26 protein-coding genes are annotated in these 26,424 nt (G+C 63.5%); 17 read left to right on the top strand and 9 right to left on the bottom strand.

Going from position 1 to position 26,424, the window contains the following annotated elements; genetic code table 11:
- Positions 1–76: 76 nt before the first annotated feature.
- The 3 genes from ACVMIM_RS26380 to ACVMIM_RS26370 all read left to right on the top strand — a co-directional run bounded on the left by ACVMIM_RS26380 (position 77) and on the right by ACVMIM_RS26370 (position 3,224).
- Positions 77–1,327: a Zn-dependent hydrolase gene (locus ACVMIM_RS26380; protein WP_040995885.1), complete on the top strand. Its 1,251-nt coding sequence runs from the start codon at positions 77–79 to the stop codon at positions 1,325–1,327.
- 65 nt (positions 1,328–1,392) lie between these two features.
- Positions 1,393–2,844: a dihydropyrimidinase gene (hydA, locus tag ACVMIM_RS26375; protein ID WP_476115456.1), complete on the top strand. Its 1,452-nt coding sequence runs from the start codon at positions 1,393–1,395 to the stop codon at positions 2,842–2,844.
- 2 nt (positions 2,845–2,846) lie between these two features.
- Positions 2,847–3,224, top strand: coding sequence for a hypothetical protein (locus ACVMIM_RS26370; protein WP_476115455.1), 378 nt, complete (start codon positions 2,847–2,849; stop codon positions 3,222–3,224).
- Positions 3,225–3,412: 188 nt separating this feature from the next.
- Here the strand turns inward: ACVMIM_RS26370 and ACVMIM_RS26365 are convergent, their stop codons facing one another.
- Positions 3,413–3,817 (bottom strand): cupin domain-containing protein, encoded by a 405-nt coding sequence (locus ACVMIM_RS26365; protein WP_040995879.1) that lies wholly within the window; start codon positions 3,815–3,817, stop codon positions 3,413–3,415.
- A 119-nt stretch (positions 3,818–3,936) separates the two neighbouring features.
- Here ACVMIM_RS26365 and ACVMIM_RS26360 point away from each other — a divergent pair, with 119 nt between their 5' ends.
- From ACVMIM_RS26360 to ACVMIM_RS26335, 6 genes are all read left to right on the top strand, one after another.
- Positions 3,937–4,728 (top strand): ABC transporter ATP-binding protein, encoded by a 792-nt coding sequence (locus ACVMIM_RS26360; RefSeq protein WP_476115453.1) that lies wholly within the window; start codon positions 3,937–3,939, stop codon positions 4,726–4,728.
- Positions 4,718–5,233 (top strand): endonuclease domain-containing protein, encoded by a 516-nt coding sequence (locus ACVMIM_RS26355; protein WP_476115451.1) that lies wholly within the window; start codon positions 4,718–4,720, stop codon positions 5,231–5,233. The genes ACVMIM_RS26360 and ACVMIM_RS26355 overlap by 11 nt, the downstream gene beginning before the upstream one ends.
- Positions 5,234–6,112 (top strand): ABC transporter permease, encoded by an 879-nt coding sequence (locus ACVMIM_RS26350; protein WP_476115450.1) that lies wholly within the window; start codon positions 5,234–5,236, stop codon positions 6,110–6,112.
- The gene (locus tag ACVMIM_RS26345) at positions 6,109–7,263 is read left to right on the top strand and encodes an ABC transporter permease (RefSeq protein WP_278048207.1); all 1,155 of its coding nucleotides are present in this window, start codon (positions 6,109–6,111) and stop codon (positions 7,261–7,263) included. The genes ACVMIM_RS26350 and ACVMIM_RS26345 overlap by 4 nt, the downstream gene beginning before the upstream one ends.
- Positions 7,264–7,302: 39 nt before the next feature.
- On the top strand, positions 7,303–8,274 hold the full coding sequence (locus ACVMIM_RS26340; RefSeq protein ID WP_278048206.1) for an ABC transporter substrate-binding protein: 972 nt from the start codon (positions 7,303–7,305) through the stop codon (positions 8,272–8,274).
- Positions 8,275–8,416: 142 nt separating this feature from the next.
- Entirely contained in the window at positions 8,417–8,878 is a 462-nt protein-coding gene (locus tag ACVMIM_RS26335) for a CHRD domain-containing protein (protein WP_476115448.1), read from the top strand.
- An 84-nt stretch (positions 8,879–8,962) separates the two neighbouring features.
- On the opposite strand, the gene ACVMIM_RS26330 is transcribed toward ACVMIM_RS26335, so the two are convergent.
- The 3 genes from ACVMIM_RS26330 to ACVMIM_RS26320 are packed head-to-tail and all read right to left on the bottom strand — an operon-like array spanning position 8,963 to position 12,797.
- The gene (locus tag ACVMIM_RS26330) at positions 8,963–10,612 is read right to left on the bottom strand and encodes a thiamine pyrophosphate-binding protein (RefSeq protein WP_476115446.1); all 1,650 of its coding nucleotides are present in this window, start codon (positions 10,610–10,612) and stop codon (positions 8,963–8,965) included.
- On the bottom strand, positions 10,609–11,781 hold the full coding sequence (locus tag ACVMIM_RS26325) for a CaiB/BaiF CoA transferase family protein (protein ID WP_476115445.1): 1,173 nt from the start codon (positions 11,779–11,781) through the stop codon (positions 10,609–10,611). Before ACVMIM_RS26325 ends, ACVMIM_RS26330 begins: the two co-directional genes overlap by 4 nt.
- Positions 11,782–11,816: 35 nt before the next feature.
- On the bottom strand, positions 11,817–12,797 hold the full coding sequence (locus tag ACVMIM_RS26320) for an alpha/beta fold hydrolase (RefSeq protein WP_476115443.1): 981 nt from the start codon (positions 12,795–12,797) through the stop codon (positions 11,817–11,819).
- Positions 12,798–13,042: 245 nt separating this feature from the next.
- Between ACVMIM_RS26320 and ACVMIM_RS26315 the strand changes: the two genes are divergently transcribed.
- Entirely contained in the window at positions 13,043–14,050 is a 1,008-nt protein-coding gene (locus ACVMIM_RS26315; protein WP_476115442.1) for a ribonuclease T2 family protein, read from the top strand.
- A 30-nt stretch (positions 14,051–14,080) separates the two neighbouring features.
- On the opposite strand, the gene ACVMIM_RS26310 is transcribed toward ACVMIM_RS26315, so the two are convergent.
- A complete protein-coding gene (locus ACVMIM_RS26310) occupies positions 14,081–15,418 on the bottom strand; it encodes a GGDEF domain-containing protein (protein WP_476115441.1) in 1,338 nt (445 codons plus the stop codon).
- Positions 15,419–15,636: 218 nt separating this feature from the next.
- Between ACVMIM_RS26310 and ettA the strand changes: the two genes are divergently transcribed.
- The 3 genes from ettA to ACVMIM_RS26295 all read left to right on the top strand — a co-directional run bounded on the left by ettA (position 15,637) and on the right by ACVMIM_RS26295 (position 19,335).
- Complete coding sequence (gene ettA / locus ACVMIM_RS26305) at positions 15,637–17,286, top strand: energy-dependent translational throttle protein EttA (RefSeq protein WP_040995858.1); 1,650 nt, start codon at positions 15,637–15,639, stop codon at positions 17,284–17,286.
- A gap of 41 nt (positions 17,287–17,327) precedes the next feature.
- The gene (gene tam, locus ACVMIM_RS26300; RefSeq protein ID WP_476115439.1) at positions 17,328–18,095 is read left to right on the top strand and encodes a trans-aconitate 2-methyltransferase; all 768 of its coding nucleotides are present in this window, start codon (positions 17,328–17,330) and stop codon (positions 18,093–18,095) included.
- A 118-nt stretch (positions 18,096–18,213) separates the two neighbouring features.
- Complete coding sequence (locus ACVMIM_RS26295) at positions 18,214–19,335, top strand: beta-ketoacyl-ACP synthase III (RefSeq protein ID WP_476115437.1); 1,122 nt, start codon at positions 18,214–18,216, stop codon at positions 19,333–19,335.
- Between the two features lie 7 nt (positions 19,336–19,342).
- Here ACVMIM_RS26295 and ACVMIM_RS26290 read toward each other — a convergent pair whose 3' ends face one another.
- Positions 19,343–19,909 (bottom strand): methyltransferase family protein, encoded by a 567-nt coding sequence (locus ACVMIM_RS26290; RefSeq protein ID WP_476115435.1) that lies wholly within the window; start codon positions 19,907–19,909, stop codon positions 19,343–19,345.
- A gap of 182 nt (positions 19,910–20,091) precedes the next feature.
- Here ACVMIM_RS26290 and ACVMIM_RS26285 point away from each other — a divergent pair, with 182 nt between their 5' ends.
- Positions 20,092–20,721 (top strand): MOSC domain-containing protein, encoded by a 630-nt coding sequence (locus tag ACVMIM_RS26285; RefSeq protein ID WP_476115433.1) that lies wholly within the window; start codon positions 20,092–20,094, stop codon positions 20,719–20,721.
- 3 nt (positions 20,722–20,724) lie between these two features.
- Here the strand turns inward: ACVMIM_RS26285 and ACVMIM_RS26280 are convergent, their stop codons facing one another.
- Complete coding sequence (locus ACVMIM_RS26280; RefSeq protein ID WP_040995850.1) at positions 20,725–21,039, bottom strand: DUF2293 domain-containing protein; 315 nt, start codon at positions 21,037–21,039, stop codon at positions 20,725–20,727.
- Entirely contained in the window at positions 21,036–21,542 is a 507-nt protein-coding gene (tsaA, locus tag ACVMIM_RS26275) for a tRNA (N6-threonylcarbamoyladenosine(37)-N6)-methyltransferase TrmO (RefSeq protein ID WP_476115432.1), read from the bottom strand. Before tsaA ends, ACVMIM_RS26280 begins: the two co-directional genes overlap by 4 nt.
- Positions 21,543–21,682: 140 nt before the next feature.
- Here tsaA and ACVMIM_RS26270 point away from each other — a divergent pair, with 140 nt between their 5' ends.
- Both ACVMIM_RS26270 and metF read left to right on the top strand, forming a co-directional pair.
- Entirely contained in the window at positions 21,683–22,690 is a 1,008-nt protein-coding gene (locus ACVMIM_RS26270; RefSeq protein WP_040995848.1) for an ArsR/SmtB family transcription factor, read from the top strand.
- On the top strand, positions 22,690–23,607 hold the full coding sequence (gene metF / locus ACVMIM_RS26265) for a methylenetetrahydrofolate reductase [NAD(P)H] (RefSeq protein ID WP_476115430.1): 918 nt from the start codon (positions 22,690–22,692) through the stop codon (positions 23,605–23,607). The genes ACVMIM_RS26270 and metF overlap by 1 nt, the downstream gene beginning before the upstream one ends.
- Positions 23,608–24,017: 410 nt before the next feature.
- On the opposite strand, the gene ACVMIM_RS26260 is transcribed toward metF, so the two are convergent.
- Positions 24,018–24,938, bottom strand: coding sequence for a DMT family transporter (locus ACVMIM_RS26260; protein ID WP_476115429.1), 921 nt, complete (start codon positions 24,936–24,938; stop codon positions 24,018–24,020).
- A 206-nt stretch (positions 24,939–25,144) separates the two neighbouring features.
- Between ACVMIM_RS26260 and ACVMIM_RS26255 the strand changes: the two genes are divergently transcribed.
- Positions 25,145–26,365: an alanine racemase gene (locus tag ACVMIM_RS26255; protein WP_476115427.1), complete on the top strand. Its 1,221-nt coding sequence runs from the start codon at positions 25,145–25,147 to the stop codon at positions 26,363–26,365.
- Positions 26,366–26,424 lie beyond the last annotated feature (59 nt).

Raw genomic sequence — 26,424 nt, 5'->3', positions numbered from 1 at the left:
CTGAAAGCTGACCATACGGTCAGGATGCAAACCACTCAAGGGGCGACAAGACCCCTGGTGAAAATGGGAACCGCAAATGGCCGCACCCGGCGAGAATCTGCGAATCAATTCAGACCGTTTGTGGGATTCCATCATGGAGATGGCGAAGATCGGCCCCGGTATCGCCGGCGGCAACAATCGCCAGACACTGACCGATTCCGACAAGCAGGGCCGCGAGCTGTTCAAGTCCTGGTGCGACGAGGCTGGGCTCACCATGGGTGTGGACCAGATGGGCACCATGTTCATGACGCGCGCCGGCACCGATCCGGACGCCCTGCCGGTCTATGTCGGCTCCCATCTCGACACCCAGCCGACCGGCGGCAAATATGACGGCGTGCTGGGCGTGCTTTCGGGCCTGGAGGTGGTGCGCTCGCTCAACGATCTCGGCATCAAGACCAGGCATCCGATCGTCGTCACCAACTGGACCAACGAGGAGGGCGCTCGTTTCGCGCCGGCGATGCTCGCCTCGGGCGTGTTCGCAGGCGTGCACACCCAGGAATACGCCTATGCCCGCAAGGACCTCGACGGCCTTACCTTCGGCGACGAGCTGAAGCGGATCGGCTGGGTGGGCGACGAGAAGGTCGGGGCGCGCAAGATGCACGCCTATTTCGAATACCATATCGAGCAGGGGCCGATCCTTGAAGCCGAGAACAAGCAGATCGGCGTGGTGACCCACTGCCAGGGCCTGTGGTGGCTGGAGTTCACGCTGACCGGCAGGGAAGCGCATACCGGCTCGACGCCGATGAACATGCGCGTCAATGCGGGCCTTGCCATGGCGCGCATCCTGGAGATGGTGCAGACGGTCGCCATGGAGAACCAGCCGGGCGCCGTCGGCGGGGTAGGCCAGGTGAAGTTCTCGCCCAATTCCCGCAACGTGCTGCCGGGCACGGTGGTCTTCACCGTCGACATCCGCTCGCCGGACCAGGCCAAGCTCGACGGCATGCGCGCCCGCATCGAAAAGGAAGCGCCGAAGATCTGCGAGGCGCTCGGCGTGAAATGCTCGGTCGAGGCGGTCGGCCATTTCGATCCGGTGACCTTCGATCCGACACTGGTCGGCCGCGTGCGCACGGCTGCAGAGAAGCTCGGCTACAGCCACATGAACATCATCTCCGGCGCCGGCCACGACGCCTGCTGGGCGGCCAAGGTGGCACCGGCGACCATGGTCATGTGCCCCTGCGTCGGCGGCCTCAGCCACAACGAGGCCGAGGACATCTCCAAGGAATGGGCGGCGGCCGGTGCCGACGTGCTGTTCCACGCGGTCGTCGAGACGGCGGGAATCGTCGAATGACCGACTAAACCAAATCACCTCGCAACGCCGCTCGCAAAGAAGCGCGAAAGAACAGGGGAACAGATATGACCAAAGTCATCCGGAACGGCACTATCGTCACCGCCGATCGCACGTGGAAGGCGGACGTGCTGATGCAGCACGGCAAGATCGTCACCATCGGCTCGAATCTGCACGGCGACCATGAGTTTGACGCGACCGGCTGCTATGTCATGCCGGGCGGCATCGATCCGCACACCCATCTCGAAATGCCTTTCATGGGCACCTATTCCGCAGACGATTTCGAATCCGGCACGCGCGCGGCACTCTCCGGCGGCACCACTATGGTGGTCGATTTCTGCCTGCCGGCGCCGCAGCAGTCGCTCTTGGAAGCGCTGCAGATGTGGGACAACAAGACGTCGAAGGCGTCCTGCGACTATTCCTTCCACATGGCGATCACCTGGTGGGGTAAGCAGGTGTTCGACGAGATGGCTCAAGTCGTCGACCGGGGTATCACCTCGTTCAAGCACTTCATGGCCTATAAGGGCGCGCTGATGGTCGACGACGACGAGATGTATTCGTCGTTCCAGCGCTGCGCCGATCTCGGCGCGCTGCCGCTCGTCCATGCCGAGAACGGCGACGTCGTCGCGGCCCTGTCGCAAAAACTTTTAGCCGCCGGCAACAACGGCCCGGAAGGCCATGCTTATTCACGCCCGCCCGAGGTGGAGGGCGAGGCGACAAATCGCGCCATCATGATCGCCGACATGGCCGGCGTGCCGCTCTATGTCGTGCATGTCTCCTGCGAGCAGAGCCATGAAGCCATCCGCCGCGCCCGCCAGAAAGGCATGCGCGTTTATGGCGAGCCGCTGATCCAGCACCTGACGCTCGACGAGAGCGAATATTTCAACAAGGACTGGGACCACGCGGCGCGCCGCGTCATGAGCCCGCCCTTCCGCAGCAAATGGCACCAGGATTCGCTGTGGGCCGGCCTGCAGGCCGGCTCGCTGCAGGTGGTGGCGACCGACCATTGCTCCTTCACCACCAAGCAGAAGCGCAACGGCATCGGCGACTTCACAAAGATCCCGAACGGCACGGGCGGGCTCGAGGACCGCCTGCCGGTCCTGTGGACGACCGGCGTCAACACCGGCCGGCTGACGATGAACGAGTTCGTCGCGGTGACCTCGACCAACATCGCCAAGATCCTCAACATGTATCCGAAGAAGGGCGCGATCGTCGAAGGTGCGGATGCCGACATTGTCGTCTGGGATCCGAAGCGCAAGAAGACGATCTCGGCCAAGAACCAGCAGTCGGTGATCGACTACAACGTCTTCGAAGGCTTCGAGGTGACCGGCCTGCCGCGCTTCGTGTTTTCGCGCGGCGAGCTCTCGATCGAGGAGGCGGACGTCAAGGCCAAGGCCGGCCATGGCGAGTTCGTCGCCCGCGAGCCGAACGGCGCGGTCAACCGGGCGCTGTCGACGTGGAAGGAGATTTCCGCGCCGCGCAAGGTGGAACGCACCGGCATCCCGGCCACCGGGGTCTGACCATGCGGGCTCTTCATCTTGCGATCGCGGCGGCCGCGATGCTGGCTGCCAGCCAGGCGCTAGCCGCCGGCATCGACCTCAGCAAGCCCTATGGCGACAAATATGGCTGCATCAACCGGAACGGCCAGCAAGTGGCCGCCGATAAGATGCTGCTTCTGACCGACAAGGAACTGATCACGGCCGCCAGCGCCTGCACCTTCGGCTACAAGCAGGTGCAGGCCGATGGGTCGCTGGTGGTGACGGCAAAGTGCGAGGCAGAGGGCGAAGAGGGACAGGCGCCGGCCAAGTTCACCATCAAGCGCAGCGCGAAGAATGCGAAGAAACTGGTGGTTGCCGACGAAGGCGGCAATGTCATGGGCGAAGTCGCGCGATGCAAATGACGGCGATCCCGTCGGTTCCTGAGAGACGTATTCATTCCGGCCGCATTTATGCGACGCCAAGCGATGCCGCTTGGCTGCAAAATGCCCTAGAGCGGGTCAGCGTTTCACAGAATCGCCGAACCGCTCTAAGTCTTTGTTTCTACGCAATTCCGGACGGAAAGCCGCTACGCACTTTTCCTGGAATTACTCTAAGCGACAAGGCCATCCAGTTCCGGCAGCAGGACGACGCTTTCCTGTTCATTGGGATCGGTGCGGGCAATCACCGCCGAGGAGGGTGCGTCGCTCAGATTGGCGGGCAGATGCGGCACGCCGGCCGGAATGTAGAACAGGTCGCCCGCCTTGACGACGATGTGGTGCTCGAGCCGGTCGCCGTACCAGGTGTGGACTTCGCCGGACAACACGTAGATGGCCGTCTCATGGCTTTCATGCATATGCGCCTTGGCGCGCGCGCCGGGCGGCATGGTGAGAAGATGCATGCAGATGCCGGACGAACCGACGGTCTCGGCGGCGATGCCGGCGAAATAGCTCAGCCCCTGCTTGCCTTGATAGGTGCTTTCGGGGCGAACGAGATGACAGGTGGGTCTAGGCGACATCGGCAAGGCTCCGGGCGGCATCGATCGGGTAGGACAGGACGAGTGGAAAGCAACGCTATCATAAAATCAACCGGATTGCGGACAGTGCAGCAGCGGCCGCGAAAGGCAGGCTGCAGCCAATGACCGAACAGCCGCCAGCCGTCGTTTCGGCAAGCAAGCTCGGCCTCACCTTCCAGACCAATGACGGTCCGGTGCAGGCGCTCTCCAATGTCGATCTGACCATCGGCAAGGGCGAATTCGTTTCCTTCATCGGTCCGTCCGGCTGCGGCAAGACGACCTTGCTGCGCGTCATCGCCGATCTCGAGAAAGCGACGTCCGGGACGATCTCCGTCAACGGGATGACGCCGGAGCAGGCGCGCGAGAAACGCGCCTACGGCTATGTTTTCCAGGCCGCCGCCCTGTTCCCGTGGCGCACCATCGAGCGCAACGTGGCGCTGCCGCTTGAGGTCATGGGCTTGAGCCAGGCCGAACAGGCGGAGCGCATCAAGCGCACGCTGGAACTCGTCAACCTGTCGGGCTTCGAGAAGAAATATCCCTGGCAGCTTTCCGGCGGCATGCAGCAGCGCGCCTCGATCGCACGCGCTCTCGCCTTCGATGCGGATCTGCTGCTTATGGACGAGCCGTTCGGCGCGCTGGACGAGATCGTGCGCGACCATCTGAACGAGCAGCTTCTCGATCTCTGGGACCGGACCAACAAGACGATCTGCTTCGTCACCCATTCGATCCCAGAGGCTGTGTATCTCTCGACCCGCATCGTGGTGATGTCGCCGCGGCCGGGCCGTGTCACCGACATCATCGAATCGACGCTGCCGAGGAAGCGGCCGCTCGACATCCGCGAGACGCCGGAATTCCTGGCGATCGCCGCGCGGGTCCGGGACGGCTTGAGGGCAGGGCACAGCTATGATGATTGAGCGTGCGGGAGATGTGCTCCCTCCTCTCCCCACCGGGGAGAGGGTGGCCGCACAGCGGCCGGGCGAGGGGACGTCAACGGACCCGACCAAAAGAAAAGCCGGGGCGACCGCCCGAGCCCGGGAACTCCGGACTGAGGAGACTGAAGCCGAATACAGGCTTTGGGGCGAGTTACGGGCGCGGCGCCTCGATGGCTACAAATTTGTGAGGCAAGTGCCGCTTGGTCCATTCTTCGCGGACTTTGTCTGCCGTGAGAAAGTGTTGATCGTCGAAATCGACGGTAGCCAGCACGCAGATTCTCCGACCGACACAACGAGAACCGCTTGGCTGAATCGCCACGGGTACTCCGTTCTTCGATTCTGGAACCAGGAGGTTCTGGCCGAGCGGAGGGCGGTGCTGGATACGATCCTGACCGTACTCGAGGGGCGGATACACTCACCCTCACCCGGCCTTCGCTTCGCTCCGGCCACCCTCTCCCCGATGGGGAGAGGAGGGGAGCCGCGCTAGATGGACTCCTTCCGCTCCAAAATCATCCCCGTCACCACCATCCTAGCCGGCGTGGTGGTGCTCTGGTACGTCTTCGCCGTCATCCTGAACGCGCCGTTCCAGCGCGATCTCGATCAACGAGGCAACGAGACCCCTGGCACGGTCGAGTTCATCGGCAAGACGCTGTCGCAGCCGAAGCCGACGCTGCCGGCGCCGCATCAGGTGGCGGTGAACTTCTTCCAAAACACTTTCCTGCGGTCCGTCACCTCGAGCCGCAGCCTCGTCTACAACGCCTGGGTGACGCTGTCCTCGACGCTGCTCGGCTTTGCCTTCGGCACCGCGCTCGGCATCATCATTGCGGTCGGCATCGTGCATGTGACGACGCTCGACCGCAGCCTGATGCCGTGGATCATTGCTTCGCAGACCATTCCGATCCTCGCCGTGGCGCCGATGATCATCGTGGTGCTGGCGGCGATCGGCATCACAGGCCTGATCCCCAAGGCGCTGATCTCGACCTATCTGTCGTTCTTTCCGGTCGCGGTCGGCATGGTGAAGGGCCTGCGCTCGCCCGAGCTCATGCATCTCGACCTGATGCACACCTATAACGCCAGCGCCTCGCAGACCTTCTGGAAACTCAGGGTGCCCGCCTCGGTGCCGTTCCTGTTCACCTCTATGAAGGTGGCGGTGGCGGCAAGTCTGGTTGGCGCGATCGTCGGCGAATTGCCGACAGGCGCCGTCGCCGGCATCGGCGCGAAGCTGCTTGCGGGAGCCTATTACAGCCAGACCATCGACATCTGGTCGGCGCTGGTCGCGGGGTCCGTCGTCGCGGCGCTGCTGGTGATGGTGGTGGGCATCGCCGGACGCCTGGTCGACCGCGCCATGGGCGGGAGGCCGGCATGAATTGGCTGAAGCCGTCATGGCAGGCAGCGCTTGCCATCCTTCTTTGCCTGGTCGCGCTCGCACTCGGCGCGATGTCGAAACCGGAAGCCGCGGCTTTGGCGCAGCCGACGGCGGCAATTGCCTATCCCTACATGGGCGCAAAAGGCTTGATCATCGGGTTGCTGCTGATCGCGGCACTGGTCTCAACGGTGAAGCTCGCCCCGATTGTCGAGGCCATCGTGCTGTTCGTCGGCGCCCATGCCGCCGCCTGGCTTCTGATAAAGGGCATAGCCGGTTTCGAAGGCACGGCGCTGGCGTCATATTTCCTGCTGCTTGCCGCCGCCTGGCTGCTTGCCTGGCGCTGCGTTGCCTTGCTTTCGTCGTTGCGTCCGAGCGAAAATGTCTCAAGGAACGCCTTGCGTCTGATCATCCCGGCGATCTTCGGCGCCTGGATCCTGATCCTCTGGGAAGCTGTGACGCGCGGCGCCGGCATCCCCTTCATCCTTTTGCCGCCGCCGAGCGCCATCGGCGCGCGCATCGCCAACTCCCTGCCGATCCTGGGTTCAGATGTGCGGCAGACGATCTTCAAGGCGGTGCTGGTCGGCTATGTCGTCGGCAATCTCGCCGGCTTCGCCGTCGCCATTCTTGCCGACCGCGTGCCGTTCCTGAGGCGCGGGCTGCTGCCGATCGGTAACATGGTTTCGGCGCTGCCGATCATCGGCGTGGCACCGATCATGGTCATGTGGTTCGGCTTTGATTGGCCGTCCAAGGCCGCGGTCGTCATCATCATGACCTTCTTCCCGATGCTGGTGAACACGGTGGCAGGCCTCGCCGCCTCCGGGCATATGGAACGCGACCTGATGCGCACTTATGCGTCCGGCTATTGGCCGACCTTGCTGAAGCTCAGGCTGCCGGCGGCAATGCCTTTCATCTTCAATGCGCTGAAGATCAACTCGACGCTGGCGCTGATCGGCGCCATCGTCGCGGAGTTCTTCGGCACGCCTGTGGTCGGCATGGGATTCCGCATATCGACGGAAGTCGGGCGGATGAACATCGACATGGTGTGGGCCGAAATCGCAGTTGCAGCACTTGCGGGTTCGGTCTTTTATGGCGTGGTCGCTCTCATCGAGAGAGCCGTCACGTTTTGGCATCCCTCTGTCCGTGGTGGATAGGGGCGGTGGGTTTGGATGCTAACTTCAGAGGGTAAAAACATGAAAAGACTGCTGATTTCCGCATTAGCCGGGGCGATGTCGCTGGCCGCCTTCCAGGCGATGGCCGCCGACAAGGTGACACTGCAATTGAAATGGGTCACGCAGGCCCAGTTCGCCGGCTATTATGTCGCCAAGGCCAAGGGCTTCTATGATGCCGAAGGCCTCGATGTCGAGATCAAGCCGGGCGGCCCGGACATCGCGCCCGAGCAGGTGATCGCCGGCGGCGGCGCCGACGTCATCGTCGACTGGATGGGTGGCGCGCTCGCGGCCCGCGACAAGGGCGTGATGCTCGTCAACATCGCCCAGCCGTTCAAGAAGGCCGGCATGGAACTGGTTTGCCCCAAGAACGGCCCGATCAAGACGGAAGCCGACTTCAAGGGCCACACGCTCGGCGTCTGGTTCTTCGGCAACGAATATCCGTTCTACGCCTGGATGAACAAGATCGGCCTCAAGACCGATGGCGGCCCGGACGGCGTGACCGTGCTCAAGCAGAGCTTTGACGTGCAGCCGCTGATCCAGAAGCAGGCAGACTGCATCTCGGTGATGACCTATAACGAATACGGTCAGGTGCTGGACGCCGGTTACAAGCCGGAGGACCTGATCGTCTTCAACTACTCCGCCATGGGCAACGACCTGTTGGAGGACGGGCTCTACACGCTTGAGGACAAGCTCAAGGATCCGGCTTTCGAGGACAAGATGGTGCGCTTCGTGCGCGCCTCGATGAAGGGCTGGAAATACGCCACGGAGAACACCGATGAGGCAGCCGAGATCGTCGTGGACGCCGGCGGCCAGGACGAGAACCACCAGAAGTTCATGATGAAGGAAGTGGCCAAGCTGATCGACAATGCCGACGGCAAGCTGATCCCGGCCGCTTACGAGCGCACCGCCAAAGCGCTGCTCGATCAGAAGATCATCAGCAAGGAGGCGAGCGGCGCCTACACGACCGCCATCACCGACAAGGCGATCAAGTAAGCTCCGCTCTCGATGCGGAAAGCGGAAGGGGGGCGGGCGACGCCCCCTTTTTCGTGACCTGCGGTAAAATGTGCGTGTGCCGGGATACTTCCTGCGACCCGGCCGTTAATTGGCGCATCCGTGCGCCGGGGAGCCGCCAGGGATGCTGCAATCAACGGAGGTCTTCATGCGCATCCTATCCGTACCGATGCTTTCGGCTTTGGCCGTTTCGACCGCCTTCCTTCTCGCACCGCCGGCCATGGCCGAGACGATGAAGTTCAAGGCGACGCTCGACGGCAGCCAGCAGAGCCCACCCGTCACCACCAAGGGCAAGGGAACCGCCACATTCACCTTCGACACCACCAGCAAGAAGCTCAGCTGGAACGTCAAATATTCCGGTCTCAGCGGGCCGGCCGTCGCCGCCCACATCCATGGGCCGGCGGATATGGGCGCGAACGCGGACCCGGTCATCCCGTTCAAGAAGCTGAAGAGCCCGATCAAGGGATCGGCGACGCTGACCGACGCGCAGGCGGCCGATCTGGAAGCCGGCAAATACTACGTCAACGTCCACACCGCCAAGAACAAGGACGGCGAGATCCGCGGCCAGATCGAGAAGGCGATGTAAACGAGGGGCGTCAAGCCGCCCTTTTCTCTCGATAAAAAGGGCGCTTCACCGCCCCTTTTGTCGTGCAGCTGGCGGAAAACCGCCTTAGGCCTTGTTGCGGATCTGCGTCAGCGTGCGGGTCGGCGTGATCGCTTCGGGATCGAGCTTGATCTCGACGATCGCCGGCTTGCCGCTGGCGCGCGCGCGTTCGAAGGCCGGCGCGAAATCGGCGGTTTTTTCCACCGTCTCGCCATGGCCGCCATAGGCGCGGGCAAGTGCTGCAAAGTCAGGGTTCTTGAGGTCGGTGGCGACGACGCGGCTCGGATATTCCCGCTCCTGATGCATGCGGATCGTGCCGTAAATGCCGTTGTTGACGACGATCACGATGATTGGCAGGTCATACTGGACAGCCGTCGCGAATTCCTGGCCGTTCATCAGGAAGCAGCCGTCGCCGGCGAAGGCAACCACGGTGCGGTCCGGGAACAATGATTTGGCGGCGACCGCGGCCGGCGTGCCGTAGCCCATCGAACCGGAGGTGGGCGCCGCCTGCGTGCCGTAGCGGCGGTTGCGGTAGAAGCGATGCACCCAGGTGGCGTAGTTGCCGGCGCCATTGGTCAGGATGGCGTCCTCTGGCAGGACCTTCCCCAGATGTTCGATGATCGGGCCCATCTGGACGGCCCCCGGGCCGGTCTGCGGCGGCGTCGACCATTCGAGATAGGCGGCATGCGCCTTTTCCGTCTCGGCCGCCCAGGAAGGCTGGGCCGCAGGCTTGCGCCTGGCGAAAGCCTCGACAAAGGCGGCGGGCGAGGCGTTGATGGCTATCGTCGGCCGGTACACGCGGCCGAGCTCGCCGGCATCGGCATGGACATGCACCAGCGCCTGGTCGGGATAGGGGCTTTTCAGCAGCGTGTAGTCCGAAGACGGCATCTCGCCCAGGCGGCCGCCGATCAAAAGCACGACGTCGGCCTGCTTGATCCGCTCCGCCAGCTTCGGATTGATGCCGATGCCGACATCGCCGGCATAATTCGGATGAAGATGATCGAACAGCATCTGGCGGCGGAAGGAGCAGCCGACCGGCAGTGACCAGCCCTCGGCGATCGTGCGCATATACGCTACCGCTTCCTCGTTCCACCGCGTGCCGCCGAGGATGACGAAAGGACGCTTGGCGTTGCTCAGCAACATCTCTAGCGCATCGAGTTCGGCCTCGCCCGGCCGCGTCTCGACCGGCGTGTGCGGCAACGCTTCCGGAGCCTCGACCTCGCTGGTCAGCATGTCCTCCGGCAACGAGATGACCACCGGGCCCGGGCGGCCGGAGGTTGCCACAGCGAAGGCGCGGGTGACGAATTCGGGGATGCGCGCGGCATCGTCGATCTCGACCACCCATTTGGCGATGTCGCCGAAGAAGCGCTTGTAGTCGACCTCCTGGAAGGCCTCACGCTCCTTGGCGTGGCTGGCGACCTGGCCGATGAACAGGATCATCGGCACCGAATCCTGCATGGCGATGTGGATGCCGGCCGAAGCGTTGGTGGCGCCGGGGCCGCGCGTGACGAAGCAGATGCCGGGCTTGCCGGTGAGCCTCCCCTGGCAGTCGGCCATCATCGCGGCACCGCCTTCCTGGCGGCAGACGATGGTGCGGATCGGAGAGTCATGCAGCGCGTCGAGCACCGCGAGATAGGATTCGCCCGGCACGCAGAAGATGCGGTCGGTGCCGTTCGCTTCGAGCGCCTCGACGATCAGTTGTCCGCCGGTCTTCATTTTGATCTCTCCAGTTCGGCAAGGATTTCTTGCGTGTGCTCGCCGAGACGCGGCGAGGGGCGCTCGTAGACGAGCGGCGTGCCCGACATCACCATCGGGGCGCGCACCGAAGGCAGGCGATTGCCATGGCCATCGTCGAGGTCGAGCCGCATGCCGCGCGCGATGGTCTGCGGGTCGGCGAACATCTGGCCGATCGTGTTGATCGGGCTCGCCGGAACGCCCGCTGCCTCGAGTTTCGCCAAAAGCAGATCGCGATCCCAAGTGGCGAGGATTTCGACGATCGTCTCGCGCAGCTTCACACGGTTCGCGACACGCGCCGGGTTGGTGGCGAAATCCGGATTGGCGGGAAGATCGGTGAGGCCGACCACCGCGCAGAACTTGCCGAACTGCCCGTCATTGCCGACCGCCAGGATGATATGGCCGTCCCGCACCGGCAGCACCTCGTAAGGGGCGATGTTCATATGCGCATTGCCCATCTGCACCGGCGACTTGCCGGAAACCAGATAGTTGAGGTTCTGGTTGCCGAGCGCGGCGATCTGGCTGTCGAACAGCGCCATGTCGATGTGCTGGCCTTCGCCGGTTTTTTCGGCATAGCGAAGTGCGGCCTGGATGGCGATCACCGAATAGAGACCGGTGAAGAGATCGGAGATGGCGACGCCGGCCTTCTGCGGCTCGCGGCCCGGCTCGCCGGTGATCGACATCATGCCGGCCATGGCCTGGATGATGAAATCATAACCCGCGCGCGGCGCATAGGGACCGTCCTGGCCGAAGCCGGTGATCGAGCAATAGACGAGGCGCGGATTGATCGCCTTCAGGCTTTCGTAGTCGAGGCCGTATTTCTTCAGGCCGCCGAGCTTGAAGTTCTCGATCAGCACGTCGGCGGTGGCGACCAGCTTGCGCAGCGTCTCGGCACCCTCGGGCTTGGAAAAGTCGACGGCGATCGAGCGTTTGCCGCGATTGCAGGAATGGTAATAGGCGGCCGAGAGGTTCTCGCCGTCATGGCTCATGACGAAGGGCGGACCCCATTTGCGGGTATCGTCGCCGCCGTCAGGGCTCTCGACCTTGATGACATCGGCGCCGAGATCGGCGAGCAACTGCCCGGCCCAGGGGCCGGCCAGGATGCGGGCGAGTTCGATAACGCGGATGCCTTTCAGCGGAGGTTCGGCCATGGATCACCGTAATGGGGTCGGAAGCGCAGCCTCTATCAACAGCAGCCGCCCCTGTCACGGCCCTTGCAGTGGGCCACGCCAGGGTCAGATTTGAGCACGCCGTCAGCCCATGCGGCAAAATCGTTCATGACGGTGTCGCGGTTGATCTCGTTCAGGCTTTCGTGGCGCGTGTCGGCGTAAACCTTTGAAACCAGATTCGAAAAGCCCATCGCCCGCATGCGTTTGGCGAGGTGATGGACGGCCTTGCCGTAGTCCGACGCGGGATCCTTCTCGCCGCCGACAAGGTTGAGGGGGAGATCGCGCCTGACGCCGGCGAAACTGGAATCCTTGCCGGCGTGCTGCGCCATATTGACGACATCGCGCCACATCGAGATGGAGGCATCCCAGCCACAAAGCGGATCCGCGACATATTTATCGACCTCGACGGGGTCGCGCGACAGCCAGTCGAACAGGGTGCGGTGATTGGGCACCGCCTTGCCCCAGGCCTGGAAAGTGAGCCTGGGCAGAAGGCGCGACGGCACGTCGGAGCCCAGCCGCATCCTCTCCCAGCCGAGGATGAGCAGCGCCAACTGGCCGAGCAGGCCTTGCGAGAAATTGCCGTTCCAGATCGCGGCGGCATGAACGCGTTCGGAATGTCGCAGCACGAAGTTGAGCGCTACCGAGGCGCCGAGCGAATGTCCAAAAGCGATGACCGGCAGTCCCGGATGCTCCATCGCGATCAGGTCGAGGACCGCATCGACATCGGCGATCACCTTGGCGATGCCGTCGCTGTCGGCGAATTTGCCGAGCGGCGCGCCGGGCGCCTTCGTTGCACCGTGGCCGCGATGATCGTGGGCGTAAACGTGGAAATCTCTTTGGCTGAGGAAATCGGCAAAGCGGGCATAGCGCGCCGCATGCTCGGCCAGGCCATGATTGATCTGGACCACGGCGCGGGGATTTCCGGCGGCTTGTTTCACATAGAGGTTGAGCTCGGCTCCGGTCGGTGAAGCCAGGCTGATCTTTCTGTCGAATGGCATGTCTCGCTCCCTCGGCGACTGTTGGGCGAGGGTTCTGCCGGCGTCAAGTGGAGGAGCGCGCTTGCCGATATGCCATGCCGACAGTCCGTCGCCTCTGCACGGCGATCGGCAGCTTGCGAACACGCCGATGGGCTGTTCAGCTGGGGATTGTTTTTTTCGCGCGGCGAAAGAGATCGCAATTCTGACACGTCGGCTGTTCTAGTGTGACGAATCCAATACGGTTCAATGATCGCCGGGAGAGCGGGATGCGGGTTTGGGCGTTGTGGGGTTCGATGGTGCTGGCTCTCGCCGGTGCCGGGGTGGCGCATGCCGACGTGAAGATGAGCGGAACCTTTGTGGCCGACAGTGCCTGTCCGGCGACGCAGGCCATCAAGAGCGGCAAGAACCCCTGCAACATCTCCACCGAAGCCGGGAAGAGCTACGTCCTTCTTGCAGGCAACAAGGACGAGCCCACCCATTATCTCATCCAGGTGCCCGGAGCCGATCCGGAGCGGCGCTGGGTGAAGATCAGCTGCGGCCATGTCAGCGGCGGCAGCGCGGCTACCGCCCCAGCGCTTTCCGGCCAGACAAAGCCGTCGTCAGCCTCCGGAAAACCCGAATATGTCTTCGCGCTGAGCTGGCAGCCGGCTTTCTGCGAGACCAAGGCAAGCAAGCCCGAATGCAAGGCGCAGAGCCCCAGCGAGTTCGACGCTTCGCATTTTACGCTGCATGGACTGTGGCCGCAGCCGAACGGCAATTTCTATTGCCAGGTGTCGGCGAGCGACAAGGCCAATGACAATCCGGCGCATTGGGGAGACCTGCCGCCGGTCGATCTCGATGCCAGCACGCGCGCCGAGCTCGACCAGGTGATGCCGGGCACGGCCTCCAAGCTCGATCGTCACGAATGGATCAAGCACGGTACCTGCTACGGCAAGAGCCAGCAGGAGTATTTTTCAGACGCGCTCAACCTGATGCGCGCGGTGAACGGCTCGGCGGTGCGCGATCTTTTCAACAAGAACATCGGCAAGCAATTGACCTCGGACCAGATCCGCAGCGCTTTCGACCAGGCCTTCGGCGCCGGCGCGGGCGACCGAGTGCGCGTTTCCTGTCTGGTCGACCCGTCGAGCGGCAGGCGTATGATCGGCGAATTGACGCTCGGCCTGTCCGGCCCGATCGGCCCTGACAGCAAGCTCGCCGATCTCCTGATGGCGTCCGCGCCGACAGCCAAGGCCGGTTGCCCGAAGGGCACGGTGGACGCGATCGGCTTCCAGTAAGCGGGAGTTCTTCGGTCCGGCGCTCTTTTGTCAGGCTGATCTTTTGTCAGGCTGGCCGGGGGCCTGCAGGATGATGGCCTCGCTGCCGGGCTCGCCGACCACGCGATCGCGGCCGCTCAACTTGGCTTTGTAGAGGCGCTGGTCGGCCAGCGCGAAAATGTCGGCGAGGCAGCGCGTCGTCTCGCTGACGGTGGAGACACCGGCGCTGACGGTGATGTTGAAGCGATTGGTGTGCGCCGAGGTCTTGGTAGCGTTCCTGATGGTCTCTCCGAGCAGCCTAGCTGGCGCGTGAGGCTGTTGCGTCAATACGGCGAATTCCTCTCCGCCGATCCGGAACACCTGATCGCCGCCGCCGACCGTCTCGGCCAGCAGGACAGCCATCGACTTCAACACCTTGTCGCCCTCGGCATGGCCGAAGCGGTCGTTGATCGACTTGAAATGGTCGACATCGACGATGAGCAGGCTGAGCGGCTTGCCATTCCTGATGGCGGCTGAGACCCAGGACTCGCCATCGGCATCGAAACTGCCGCGATGCAGCAGGCCGGTGAGGCCATCGCGGCCGACATGCTTGATCAGCGCTTCATAGCGCTCGCGATAGGTGAGGGTTTCGAAAATGTCGGAGAGGCCGCGCGGCACGGCGACATCGTTGTCCTCGACCCATTTCAGATAGGCGACGAGCATTCCGCTGTAGGCAAATGCGGCGCCCATCTTGGCGAACCAGCCGCCGAAGAAAACCTCGATCGGCGCGCCGGCAACGAAATGCAGCGCGGTGAAGAAGCCGGCTTGATCGAAGGTGAGCACGCAGGCGACCGATATGAGGATGCGCATGAACGGCCTCGCGCGCAGATAGGCGCCGAGCTTCTCGTAGAGGAGGATGATCAGGATTGCGTCCACGAAGAGCAGGGTGGTGCCCCAGACCATCAGCCAGCCCATCTCGTCGATGAAGGCGATATCGGGAACCTTGCCGCTTGGCAGCGGAGCGATCGCGTGCAGGCGCAGGACCAGCACCAGCCCGATCATCACGGCGTTGCCAAGCAGCAGGCCGTAGATCGGCTGGCGGACGGTCGCTGCGTCCTCCTTCATGTAAAGCAGGAGCAGCAACACCAATTTGCCGGAGAACAGCACAGCTGAGCCGGGGGAAACCATGCCGAACGGCAGCGCTACGTAGAAGACGCTGGCGAGATAGGTTTCGAGGAAGTGCATGACGCCGACGGCGCAGACAAACACGCCGAGCCCTATGCGGCGCCGGAAGCGGAAGAGCGCGGCCATAGCGCCGAAATAGAGAATTGCTTCGGCAAGGAGCAGGGCAGCGTTCAGCACCACGTCGATCCGATCTTTCCCGAAATCGCGCCTCACGCGATTTGCCATTACCTGTCATCGTTTTGACGGCGAATGGTTAAGCGCTGCTTTCCTCGGTCAGGGCAGCGTGGCGAAAAGATCGCGGCCGGCAACCTTGCTCGGGCCCGGCGAAAGCTTCGGGACATGATCGCCCCATGCCGAAAGCGATTGCCGTTCGGCGCTTCATCGCCTACATAGCGCGCAAACCCCCATCAACCTTGACACTTCAGTTTCCAGGGAAAGCGCGCGTGGCTCGCCAGTTCATCTATCACATGTCCGGCCTTTCGAAGGCCTACGGCACCAAGAAGGTGCTCGATAACATTCACCTGTCCTTCTATCCGGATGCCAAGATCGGCATTCTCGGCCCCAACGGCTCGGGCAAGTCGACCATCCTGCGCATCATGGCCGGGCTCGACAAGGAGTTCCAGGGCGAGGCGTGGCTGGCGGAGGGCGCGACCGTCGGTTACCTGGCGCAGGAGCCGCAGCTCGACGCGAGCAAGACCGTGCGCGAAAACGTCATGGACGGCGTCGCCAGGAAGACGGCCATCATCGAACGCTATAACGAGCTGATGATGAATTATTCCGACGAGACGGCCGACGAGTCGGCCAAGCTCCAGGACGAGATGGACCGCCTCAACCTTTGGGATCTCGAACAGCAGGTCGAGATGGCGATGGACGCGCTGCAGTGCCCGCCGCCCGACTCCGAAGTGACCAACCTGTCGGGCGGCGAGCGCCGCCGCGTGGCGCTGTGCCGGCTCCTGCTCGAACAGCCCGACCTCTTGCTGCTCGACGAACCGACCAACCATCTCGACGCCGAGACCACGCAGTGGTTGGAAAAGCACCTGCGCGACTATCCGGGCTCAGTGCTGATCATCACTCACGACCGCTACTTCCTCGACAATGTCACCGGCTGGATCCTCGAGCTCGATCGCGGCCGCGGCATTCCTTACGAGGGCAACTACACCAAATATCTCGACGCCAAGGCCAAGCGCCTGATCCAGGAAGGGCGCGAGGACGACGCCCGCCAGAAGGCGATCTGGCGGGAGCGCGAGTGGATCCAGTCCTCGCCCAAGGCGCGCCAGACCAAGTCAAAGGCGCGTATCAAGGCCTATGAGGAACTGGTCGAGCAGTCACAGAACCGCAAGCCGACCGACACGCAGATCGTCATCCCGTCGAGCGAGCGCCTCGGCAATGTCGTCATCGAGGTCGAAGGCCTCAACAAGGGCTTTGGCGATGAGCTTCTGATCGAGAACCTGTCGTTCAAGCTGCCGCCAGGCGGCATCGTCGGCGTCATCGGTCCGAACGGCGCCGGCAAGACGACGCTGTTCAAGATGATCACAGGCCAGGAAACGCCGGATGCCGGCTCGATCCGCAAGGGCGAGACGGTGCGGCTCGGTTATGTCGACCAGAGCCGCGACGCGCTCGACCCGAACAAGACGGTGTGGGAAGAGATCTCCGGCGGCGCCGAGGTCATCAAGCTCGGCAAGCACGAGGTCAACAGCCGCGCCTATTGCTCGTCCTTCAACTTCCGCGGCGGCGACCAGCAGCAGAAGGTCGGCAACCTTTCGGGCGGCCAGCGCAACCGCGTCCACCTGGCCAAGATGCTGAAGGGCGGCGGCAATGTGCTGCTGCTCGACGAGCCGACCAATGATCTCGACACCGAAACGCTGGGCGCGCTGGAAGATGCGCTCGAAGCCTATGCCGGCTGCGCCGTCATCATCAGCCACGACCGCATGTTCCTCGATCGCATGGCCACCCACATGCTCGCCTTCGAAGGCGACGCGCATGTCGAATGGTTCGAGGGCAATTTCGAGGAATATGAGAAGGACAAGCTGCGGCGCCTGGGCGCCGAAGCGGCGACCCCGCACCGCATGACGCATAAGCGGCTGACGCGGTAGCATCGGTCCGGAAAGGGCGGCGAACAGGGAGAGGTTCTCACATGGCTGACTGGTCCGCCGCCCAATATCTGAAGTTCGAGGACGAGCGCACGCGTCCCGCGCGCGATCTCGTCGCGCAGGTGCCGGTCGATTTTCCGCGCCGCGTCGTCGATATCGGCTGCGGTCCGGGCAACTCGACCGAGCTTCTGGTGGAGCGCTGGCCGGATGCTGAGGTCAGCGGCTTCGACACGTCGCCCGACATGATCGAGAAGGCGAGGGCGCGGCTGCCCAATGTCAATTTCGAATTGGCGGACGCCGCCAGATGGCAGCCGGAGAAACAGGTCGATGTCATCTTCGCCAATGCGGTCTTTCAGTGGCTGCCGGAGCATCCGGCGGTCTTCCAGCGGCTGATGGGGCTTTTAGCGCCGGGCGGTGCCCTGGCCGTGCAGATGCCCGACAATCTCGGCGAGCCCTCGCACCAGCTGATGCGCGAAACCGCGGCGGAAGTGTCGTTTGCGGCCAAGCTCAAGGGTGCGGCGCGCGGGCCGCTGCCGCCGGTGTCCTTCTACTACGATCTGTTGTCGCCGCTCGCCGACCGGCTCGACATCTGGCACACCATCTACAATCATCCGCTCGCCGATGCCGAAGCGATCGTCGAATGGGTCAAGTCCACGGGGTTGAAGCCTTTCCTCGATCCGCTCGACGCGGGTGAGAAGAAGGTGTTCCTCGACAATTACACGGCAAAGATCGCCAAGGCCTATCCGAAGACGGCGAACGGCAAGGTGCTGCTGCGCTTTCCGCGCATCTTCATCGTCGCCAAGCGCGCTTGAGCACCCACCACCTGGATGGCAGCGGCGGTTGTCGAATTAAGCTGGAATAAACCGGGTAAATGCGACAAGTGTAGCGCCTCGCCCCGGCACAACTTGCCGCCCCTCGGACGGATTGGACATGCATCGCGTCATCATCAGCGGCATCGGCGCCGAAATCCCTGAACCCGTCATCACCAATGAGGAGCTCGTCGGAAGCTTCAACAGCTGGGTCGACACCGAGAATGCGCGCCGCGCCGACACCGGCGAGCCGCTGCTGCAGAAATCGGACAGCGACTTCATCGTGCACGCCTCGGGCGTGAAGAGCCGCCATGTCATCGAGCGCGAAGGCATCCTCGACCCGACCCGCATGTCGCCACGCATTCCGGCGCGGCCGGACGACGCGCTGTCATTGGAGGCGGAGTTCGGCATCGCCTCGGCCAGGAAGGCGCTTGCCCATGCCGGCGTCGATGGGGCGGACATCGACCTGGTGATCTGCTCGGCCTCGCACCACCAGCGGCCCTATCCGGCCATCGCCATCGAGATTCAGCAGGCGCTGGGCACCAAGGGCGCCGGCTTCGACATGGGGCTTGGCTGCTCTTCCGCCGCCGCGGCGCTGCATGTTGCGGTCAACCTGGTGAGGGCAGGGGCGCATAAGCGCATCCTGGTGTCGACGCCGGAGATCATCACCGGCCACCTCAATTTCCGCGACAGGCAGACGCATTTCATCTTCGGCGACGCCTCGGTCGCGATGGTCGTCGAGGGACTGGCGCAAGGGGAAAAGCGGCCGGGGCGTTTCGAGGTGCTCGACACGCGCATCTGGACGCAGATGTCGAACAACATCCGCACCAATCTCGGCTACCATACGCGCACGGCCCAGGACGATCCCTATATGATCAACCTGGAAGGCAATCTCATCAAGCAGGTCGGCAACAAGGTGTTCAAGGAAGTCACCGTCGCCGGGCAGAAATTCATCGTCGAATTCCTGGCCGAACACGGGCTGACGCCGGAAGGTATCCGCCGCTTCTGGCTGCACCAGGCCAATGCGCGTATGAATGCGATGATCCTGAAACTGTCCTTCGGCCACGACGTCGACCATGACCGCGCCCCTATGGTGCTCGAGCGGCTGGGCAACACCGCCGGCGCCGGCGCGATCGTGGCGCTGTCGGAGAACCATGCCGACATGAAGGCCGGCGATTTCGGCCTGATCTGCGCCTTCGGCGCCGGCTATTCGATCGGCGGCGCGTTGCTGAGAATGCTGTAGTCGGCGATCACACTGGGGCGAAAGGCACCAGCATCGGCACGGATCTGGCGTAGTCGTCATACGCTGCGCCGAGCTCGCCGCGCAGGAAACTCTCTTCCAGCCTCGCCTTGACGACCACTCCGACGAGAAGCAGGGCGGCGCCGGCGATGCCCCAGACCGTACCCTTGACCGCCATGGTCGCGAGCACGGAAAGCAGCAGTCCGGTGTAGATCGGGTGACGGACGAGGCCATAGGGGCCGGTATCGACCACGCGATGATCGGCCTTGGCGGTGACGTTGGCGGACCACAGCCGGCCAAGATGGAGGCGCGCCCACCAGGCGAAGGCGATGCCGATGGCGATCAGGGCAACGCAGATCCACGCTTCGGTAAGCGTTGGCATCCAGAGACGCAACCGGCCGACATAGCCGTGCACAGGCACGAACATCAACACCGTGCCAGCCAGCCAGAGGACGCGATAGCGCGCCTCCGATTTGAGATCGGCGCGCTTTTGCGCGGGGTCGGCCCAGGCAGCGGCAAGCATCCAGGATACCACCCAAAACAGCCAGAGCGCCGCGACGGCGTGTCCAACCTGCATGATCGAGCCTCCTCCCGATTTCGCGCGCCACCGTTTATGTCGGCGGCACGGCGGCAATGCGGCTTGCGGCGGCCGACGAAAGGGATTTCCGGTAAGAAGATCGTGATCGCCATCAAACGGTGTGATCGGATCATCAGCGCTTTCGACTGGACCGCATTCTTCCGCACCTTTAGACCAGCGGCATGCAGGAAACGAACCTGACTCTTTTTCCCGTAGCGGAACCGACGGTCGACATCGTGCCGGGCCGCAAGCTGACGGCAAAGGCAGCGGCGCTCTATGCCGCTCCACACGATCATTTCGAGACGCGGGCGGTCGAGGAACTGCGGCTCGGCTTCGACGGGATCGCCGGCGACTTCCATGGCGGAACAACGCGGCGTTCCGGCGGACGCGAGCCCTGGTATCCGCGCGGCACCGAGATGCGCAACGAGCGGCAATTATCGCTTGTCGCGACGGACGAGCTCGCCATCGTCGCTCAACACATGGGGCTCGAAGAAATCAAGCCGGAATGGATCGGCGCCAATCTTGTAATCGAAGGCGTGCCGCGTCTGTCAATGCTGCCGGCCGGCTCGCTGATGTTTTTCAAGGGTGGCGTGACGCTCAAGGTCGACGGCCAGAACAAGCCGTGCCGCTTTGCGGGACAGTCGATCGCCGAGCATGTCGGCGCCGCGGATCTCGACGCCACCGCGCTGCTCTTTCCCAAGGAGGCGAAACGGCTGCGCGGGCTTGTCGCCTGGGTCGAGAAGCCGGGCGTCATTCGCGCCGGCGAAGAGATTTCCGTGCGGGTGCCCGAGCAGTGGATCTATCGGGCCTGACGCTCACTCGTCCTCGTCGTCCTCCTGAAGGAGGCGTGTAGCGCGCCAGCGGGTCAGCACCGCATTGGTCTGCTCGATGACGAAGAAGCGCGCCGAATCCCGGTCATAGCCCTCGGCAAGGAGCTTTTCGTAATCGGTGTGAGCGTGGCGGACATGGGCAATGGTTGCCAGCCACACCGCGATGGTCGGCGGCAGGGTCTTCATGTGCACGGAGCCGGCGTCGGCGCGGATCTTTTCCATGTCAGCGTAAGGTGCGAGCGGCAACAGGGCGGTCAGCGCCTTGGCGATGGCGCGGCGTCGGCCAGTGGGGGCGCTCATTTCTCGTCGCGCCCGGCAATCGTCGCTCCGGGGAAGGCATCCGTGGAAGCATAATAAGGCTTGATGTCGATGACCGGTGTGCCGTCCAGCACATCGATGGCGTCGATCCCGATCCGGCCGGCCTCGATATCGAGGGCGACGAGCTTCGCCGCATGCAGGCCGACAGGGTTCGGCCGGGCAGGGGAGCGTAGCGAGAAAACGCCTTTCGGTTCAGCCGCATGGCGCGGTTTCTGTACAATCAGATTCCGCGGCGCATGATGGAGCCAGGACAAGATGACGACATGACTGGCGCGTTCCAGGCTTTGCAGTCCCGGGCGATAGGGCTCGTCGATCAGGACCGTCGCACCTTTCCCGGCTTCCCGCGCGGCGCGCATGTTCTTGGGGCAATCCTCGCGACTGGCCCACGGCGAAACGATGCGGCCGATGAAGACGACATGGCCGTCCGGCCGCAACTTTGCCGGATCGGCTGCAAGAAGCGTTTCACCTTCGCGCGTCTCGAACATCTTGTTCATCCCGCTCAAGAACCGTCTGCCAGGCGCGGATCACGGCTGCGCCATTTTCTTGTCCGGAAGCGACATAGCGCTTGCCAGGGATTCAAAATCGACATAAACATATCTTTATATCTTTCAACGAGAGCTCGCTCATGCATGTCTCGCTCGACACAATGGTAGATACATTGAAGGCGGCGGCCGAATCCAGCCGGCTGCGCATCCTGGTGCTGCTTTCGCGGGGCGATCTGACCGTCTCCGACCTTACCGAGATCCTTGGACAGTCGCAGCCGCGCGTGTCGCGGCATCTGAAGCTGCTGCTCGATGCCGGGCTGATCGGCCGCTACCAGGAAGGGTCCTGGGCCTTCTTCCGGCTGACCGATACGGATAATTCGCGCGACTTCGTGCAGCGTCTGGTCTCCGGCATAAGCGAGGCCGATCCGCAGGTGGTGCGCGACCTCGAGCGGCTGGCGGCGGTGAAGCGCAGAAGGCAGGACCGGGCCGCCGAATATTTCTCCGAGAACGCCGCGAGCTGGGATCGTATCCGCTCCCTGCATGTGCCGGATCGCGCGGTGGAAGCGGCACTCATCAGGCTCGTCGGCAAGCGGCCGTTCCAGTCGATGCTCGATCTCGGCACCGGCACCGGCAGGCTGCTCGAAATCTTCGCGCCGCTCTACCGCCGGGGCGTCGGCATCGACATGTCGCGCGAGATGCTGACCGTGGCGCGCGCCAATCTCGACAAGGCCGGCATCGCCAATGCGCAGGTGCGCCAAGGCGACATCTTCTCGCCGCCGGTCGAGCGCAATGCCTTCGATCTCGTCACCATCCATCAGGTGCTGCACTATCTCGACGATCCTGCCCGCGCCATCGCCGAAGCGGCGCGGCTGCTCAGGCCATCGGGCAGGCTGATCGTCGTCGACTTCGCGCCGCATAATCTCGAATTCCTGCGCGACCAGCACGCCCATATGCGGCTGGGCTTTTCCGACCGGCAGATTTCCGACTGGTTCGCGGAGGCAGGCCTCGACCTCGAGGACAGCCAGGAGTTCGAGCCGCGCGGCGGCAACGAGGCAAGGCTCACCGTCAAGCTTTGGCTCGGCCGCGACCGCCGCCTGCTGATCGCCGATCCGTCCAACGACGCACTTCCAGCAAGGGAAACAGCCTGATGAACCAGTTCCGCTTTTCCCGCCGCCCCGACATCGGCGACAAGGTCCGGGTCTCGTTCGAATTCTTCCCGCCCAAGACCGACGAGATGGAAGCAAGGCTCTGGGACACGGTGACAAGGCTGGAGCCGCTCAAGCCGAAATTCGTCTCGGTGACCTACGGTGCCGGCGGCTCGACCCGCGAGCGCACCGCGCGCACGGTCAAGCGCATCCTCAACGAGACCTCGCTGACGCCGGCGGCGCATATGACCTGCGTCGACGCCGCGAGGGATCAGGTCGACGCAGTTATCCGCGAATTCGCCGACATGGGCGTCGAACGTTTCGTCGCCTTGCGCGGCGATCCGGCTGCCGGTGTGGGCACCAGCTACCGTCCGCATCCGGACGGCTATGCCAACGGCGCCGAACTGGTCGGGGCGCTGAAAAGCGTCGGCGATTTCGACATCTCGGTCTCGGCCTATCCGGAAAAGCATCCGGAAAGCCCGGATTTCGCCACCGACATCGACATGCTGAAGCGCAAGGTCGACAATGGCGCGACGCGCGCGATCACCCAGTTCTTCTTCGACAACGATCTCTATGAGCGCTATGTCGAGCGGGCGCGCCGCGCCGGCATCTATATCCCGATCGTGCCGGGCATCCTGCCGGTGCATAATTTCACCCAGGTCGCCAATTTCTCGTCGCGCTGCGGCGCGCTGGTGCCGGCATGGCTCGCCGAGCGCTTCGAGGGGCTGGAGAACGATCCGCAGACGCATGCGCTGGTGGCCTCGGCCGTAGCGGCCGAGCAGGTGCTCGATCTTGTCGAGCGCGGCGTCGGCGATTTCCATTTCTACACGATGAACCGTGCCGACCTCGTCTTTGCGGTCTGCCACATGATCGGCATCCGCTCGCACGAGGCGGAGGCGGCCGGCTCTGCCGCGGCTTGAGCCGAAACTGTAACGCGTGAGCTAAAGCTAACGGAAGTCAGAATCTGCAAAGGAAAAGGCCGGGTGAAACCCGGCCTTTTCGAACTGTTTTGGACTAGTCTCGGTGCTTAGTCTTCCCGGCTTTGGCGGGTCAGGGAAGAACACCCATGATAAGGGCACCGATGAATGCGAATGCGGCACAAATCATCAAAGCGTTGATCGGCCTCGTCAGTCCCATGTCATAGCCTCCTCTTCAGAGCTATGGCCGGAGTCTAGGGTCATTTGTGCCACAGGCAAGCGGAAAACGTGCTGCAATGCGACACGATTGTCAAATCTGCGACCTGGAATCTGCCGTTAGCCGTTGAAACTCTTCGGCAAAAGCCGGCTTCGCGGTTGTGAATAAATTGTGGCGGCGGCGTGGCATGACACCGCTACCATTTGCCGAACAATCGCCCGTCGATGGTGATCAGGCCGAGTCCGATCAGCGTCATGCCGCCGATCTCGAACAGCGCCAGCCGTTCGCCAAGGAAGAGAAAGCCGAGCAGCACCGCGCTGACCGGCACGATCAAGGTGACCAGCGAGGCATTGGTGGCGCCAGCCGAGGCGACGAGGTTGAAATAAAGGATGTAGGCGAAGGCGGTGGAAAGCAGCGCCAGTCCCAGCACCGCGGCCCAGACCGGCGGCGAGGCCGAGAACAGGCCCGTCGGCCCATAGGCAACGAGCACGATGGGGATCATGATGATGGTCGAAGCGGTCAGTTGCCCGGTGGCGACGACCGGCGAGGGCACGCCCTTGAAGCGGCGCGCGATCATCAAGGCGATCGCATAGGACACCGAGGCGCCGATCAGCGCGAACTTGGCCCAGACCGGGCCGCCGAGGCCGGCAATAAGGCCCGGGCCGATCATGACGGCGGTGCCGGCAACGCCGAGCGCGATGCCGGCCAGCTTGTTCCAGGATAGCTTCTCGTCGGTCGTAAGCGCGTTGGCCAGGACCAGTGTCCAGAACGGCGTCGTGGCGTTGAGCACCGAGGCGACGCCCGCGCCGAGTTGCGTCTGGCCGGCGAAGATCAGCGAGAAGGGCACGACGTTGTTGGTGAGCGCCAGCAGGAAGAACAGGCCGGCATGCGGGAAGGCGAGCCGGAATGAGGGGCCGCGGACCGCCAGATAGAGCTGGAGTGCGATCGCGGCGATGGCGACGCGAAACAGCACCAGCGCCAGCGGATGGATTTCCGACACGGCGATGCGCGCAAAGAAGAACGAGCCGCCCCAGATCGCGCCGAGCAAGAGAAGCTGCGCCCAATCCTTGAGCGTCATCGGTCCGCGCGTCGGCGCGGCGCCGGCTATGGTGGACATGTCCTGTTCCTCCCCGGGGCGATCGCAATCCTAGCCGTCACACCAACCGGTACCGTGTTCGCAGGCAAGGGCCACCCGAAACCTGACTGCTGGTTTAGCGTCGGAAAAATGTGCCGCCGACCGCTCCGGGGCGCCAGACACAGAACTGTTTTCTTTGGCGGCTAGCTAGGATTAATTGTGCGCGCTCCAGCCCCGAGGATTCGTCCATGCAGCGATTCGAAAATGCCCGTGATGCGGCACTGGCGCTTCGTCCCGACGATCCGGTCTATTGTTTCCGCCCGCAGGTGCTGAAGGCGGATGCCCTGCAGTTCATGGGCATGTTTCCCGGCAAGACGGCCTACGCTGTGAAGACCAATGGCGAGCAGATCGTTCTGAAGACGCTGGTGGAAGCCGGCGTCAGCACCTTCGACGTCGCGTCGCCCGGCGAGTTCGCCGCCGTACGCGCGGTCTCGGCGGATGCCGAGATGCTTTATATGCACCCGGTCAAGGCGCAGTCCGATATCAAGCTGGCGCTTGAGAAATACGGCATCCGGGTGATCTCGCTCGACCACGAGGACGAGATCACCAAGCTGACGCGGGTGGTGCGTGCACTCGATATCGACCCGGGTGCCGTCACCGTCTTCGTGCGCATCCAGACCAAGGGCCATGCGGCTTACGAATTGTCGAAGAAATTCGGCGCCGGGCCGGCCAATGCGGTCGAGCTTGCCGAGCGCCTGAACCGCACCGGCTACAAAGTCGGCCTCTGCTTTCATGTAGGCAGCCAGATCGAGGATCCGGACACTTACGAGCGGGCGCTGGCCTCGGCCGACTGGGTGCGCAACCGTCTGACCTTCGATATTGCCGGGCTCGATGTCGGCGGCGGTTTTCCGGCCGAATACGGCCACGATCCCAACCGCAAGCAGGTCGAGATGCCGTCACTCGGCCAGCTTATGTCGCGGCTTGCCGGCGACCTGAAAGAATACCAGTTCGACCAGATGCCGCTGGTGGCCGAGCCCGGCCGCGTGATCGTGGCGCGCTGCCTTTCCCTGATCGTTCGCGTCCTGCTGCGCAAGGGTAAGCGGCTCTACATCAATGACGGCATCTGGGCCTCGCTGTCAGATTCATGGACGGGCAAGATCACGCTGCCGGCCCGCTTCATCCCCGATCCCGCGATCCGCACGCGCAACGGCGACGAGAAGACCATCGTGCCGTTCAAGGTCTGCGGCGCGACATGCGATTCCGTCGACATCCTGTCCCGGCCGTTCTGGCTGCCGGAAACGGTCGACACCGGCGACTGGATCGAGATTGGCCATATCGGCGCCTACTCGCTGTCGCTCAGGACCCGCTTCAACGGCTTCTTCCCCGACACATTCGTCGAGGTGACGACGCCGTTCGACGAAGGCGACGCGCCCCAGGGGTTCGCGAGTTTGGAGACGATGGCGGACTAGGCAGTAGGGATTAGGCATTAGCCATAAGGGCATTTACAGCCTGTAGTTCGAACTCGATC

It is taken from the genome of Mesorhizobium sp. USDA 4413, assembly GCF_056280365.1.
The sequence above is the reverse complement of the archived record's forward strand: the minus strand, read 5'-3'. Positions and strand labels throughout refer to the sequence as shown.

Bases quoted from the DNA above. Each gene is read 5' to 3' on its own strand.
- ACVMIM_RS26380 (WP_040995885.1), top strand. From the start codon at position 77: ATGGCCGCACCCGGCGAGAATCTGCGAATCAATTCAGACCGTTTGTGG.
- hydA (WP_476115456.1), top strand. From the start codon at position 1,393: ATGACCAAAGTCATCCGGAACGGCACTATCGTCACCGCCGATCGCACG.
- ACVMIM_RS26370 (WP_476115455.1), top strand. From the start codon at position 2,847: ATGCGGGCTCTTCATCTTGCGATCGCGGCGGCCGCGATGCTGGCTGCC.
- ACVMIM_RS26365 (WP_040995879.1), bottom strand. From the start codon at position 3,817: ATGTCGCCTAGACCCACCTGTCATCTCGTTCGCCCCGAAAGCACCTAT.
- ACVMIM_RS26360 (WP_476115453.1), top strand. From the start codon at position 3,937: ATGACCGAACAGCCGCCAGCCGTCGTTTCGGCAAGCAAGCTCGGCCTC.
- ACVMIM_RS26355 (WP_476115451.1), top strand. From the start codon at position 4,718: ATGATGATTGAGCGTGCGGGAGATGTGCTCCCTCCTCTCCCCACCGGG.
- ACVMIM_RS26350 (WP_476115450.1), top strand. From the start codon at position 5,234: ATGGACTCCTTCCGCTCCAAAATCATCCCCGTCACCACCATCCTAGCC.
- ACVMIM_RS26345 (WP_278048207.1), top strand. From the start codon at position 6,109: ATGAATTGGCTGAAGCCGTCATGGCAGGCAGCGCTTGCCATCCTTCTT.
- ACVMIM_RS26340 (WP_278048206.1), top strand. From the start codon at position 7,303: ATGAAAAGACTGCTGATTTCCGCATTAGCCGGGGCGATGTCGCTGGCC.
- ACVMIM_RS26335 (WP_476115448.1), top strand. From the start codon at position 8,417: ATGCTGCAATCAACGGAGGTCTTCATGCGCATCCTATCCGTACCGATG.
- ACVMIM_RS26330 (WP_476115446.1), bottom strand. From the start codon at position 10,612: ATGAAGACCGGCGGACAACTGATCGTCGAGGCGCTCGAAGCGAACGGC.
- ACVMIM_RS26325 (WP_476115445.1), bottom strand. From the start codon at position 11,781: ATGGCCGAACCTCCGCTGAAAGGCATCCGCGTTATCGAACTCGCCCGC.
- ACVMIM_RS26320 (WP_476115443.1), bottom strand. From the start codon at position 12,797: ATGCCATTCGACAGAAAGATCAGCCTGGCTTCACCGACCGGAGCCGAG.
- ACVMIM_RS26315 (WP_476115442.1), top strand. From the start codon at position 13,043: ATGCGGGTTTGGGCGTTGTGGGGTTCGATGGTGCTGGCTCTCGCCGGT.
- ACVMIM_RS26310 (WP_476115441.1), bottom strand. From the start codon at position 15,418: ATGGCAAATCGCGTGAGGCGCGATTTCGGGAAAGATCGGATCGACGTG.
- tam (WP_476115439.1), top strand. From the start codon at position 17,328: ATGGCTGACTGGTCCGCCGCCCAATATCTGAAGTTCGAGGACGAGCGC.
- ACVMIM_RS26295 (WP_476115437.1), top strand. From the start codon at position 18,214: ATGCATCGCGTCATCATCAGCGGCATCGGCGCCGAAATCCCTGAACCC.
- ACVMIM_RS26290 (WP_476115435.1), bottom strand. From the start codon at position 19,909: ATGCAGGTTGGACACGCCGTCGCGGCGCTCTGGCTGTTTTGGGTGGTA.
- ACVMIM_RS26285 (WP_476115433.1), top strand. From the start codon at position 20,092: ATGCAGGAAACGAACCTGACTCTTTTTCCCGTAGCGGAACCGACGGTC.
- ACVMIM_RS26280 (WP_040995850.1), bottom strand. From the start codon at position 21,039: ATGAGCGCCCCCACTGGCCGACGCCGCGCCATCGCCAAGGCGCTGACC.
- tsaA (WP_476115432.1), bottom strand. From the start codon at position 21,542: ATGTTCGAGACGCGCGAAGGTGAAACGCTTCTTGCAGCCGATCCGGCA.
- ACVMIM_RS26270 (WP_040995848.1), top strand. From the start codon at position 21,683: ATGCATGTCTCGCTCGACACAATGGTAGATACATTGAAGGCGGCGGCC.
- metF (WP_476115430.1), top strand. From the start codon at position 22,690: ATGAACCAGTTCCGCTTTTCCCGCCGCCCCGACATCGGCGACAAGGTC.
- ACVMIM_RS26260 (WP_476115429.1), bottom strand. From the start codon at position 24,938: ATGTCCACCATAGCCGGCGCCGCGCCGACGCGCGGACCGATGACGCTC.
- ACVMIM_RS26255 (WP_476115427.1), top strand. From the start codon at position 25,145: ATGCAGCGATTCGAAAATGCCCGTGATGCGGCACTGGCGCTTCGTCCC.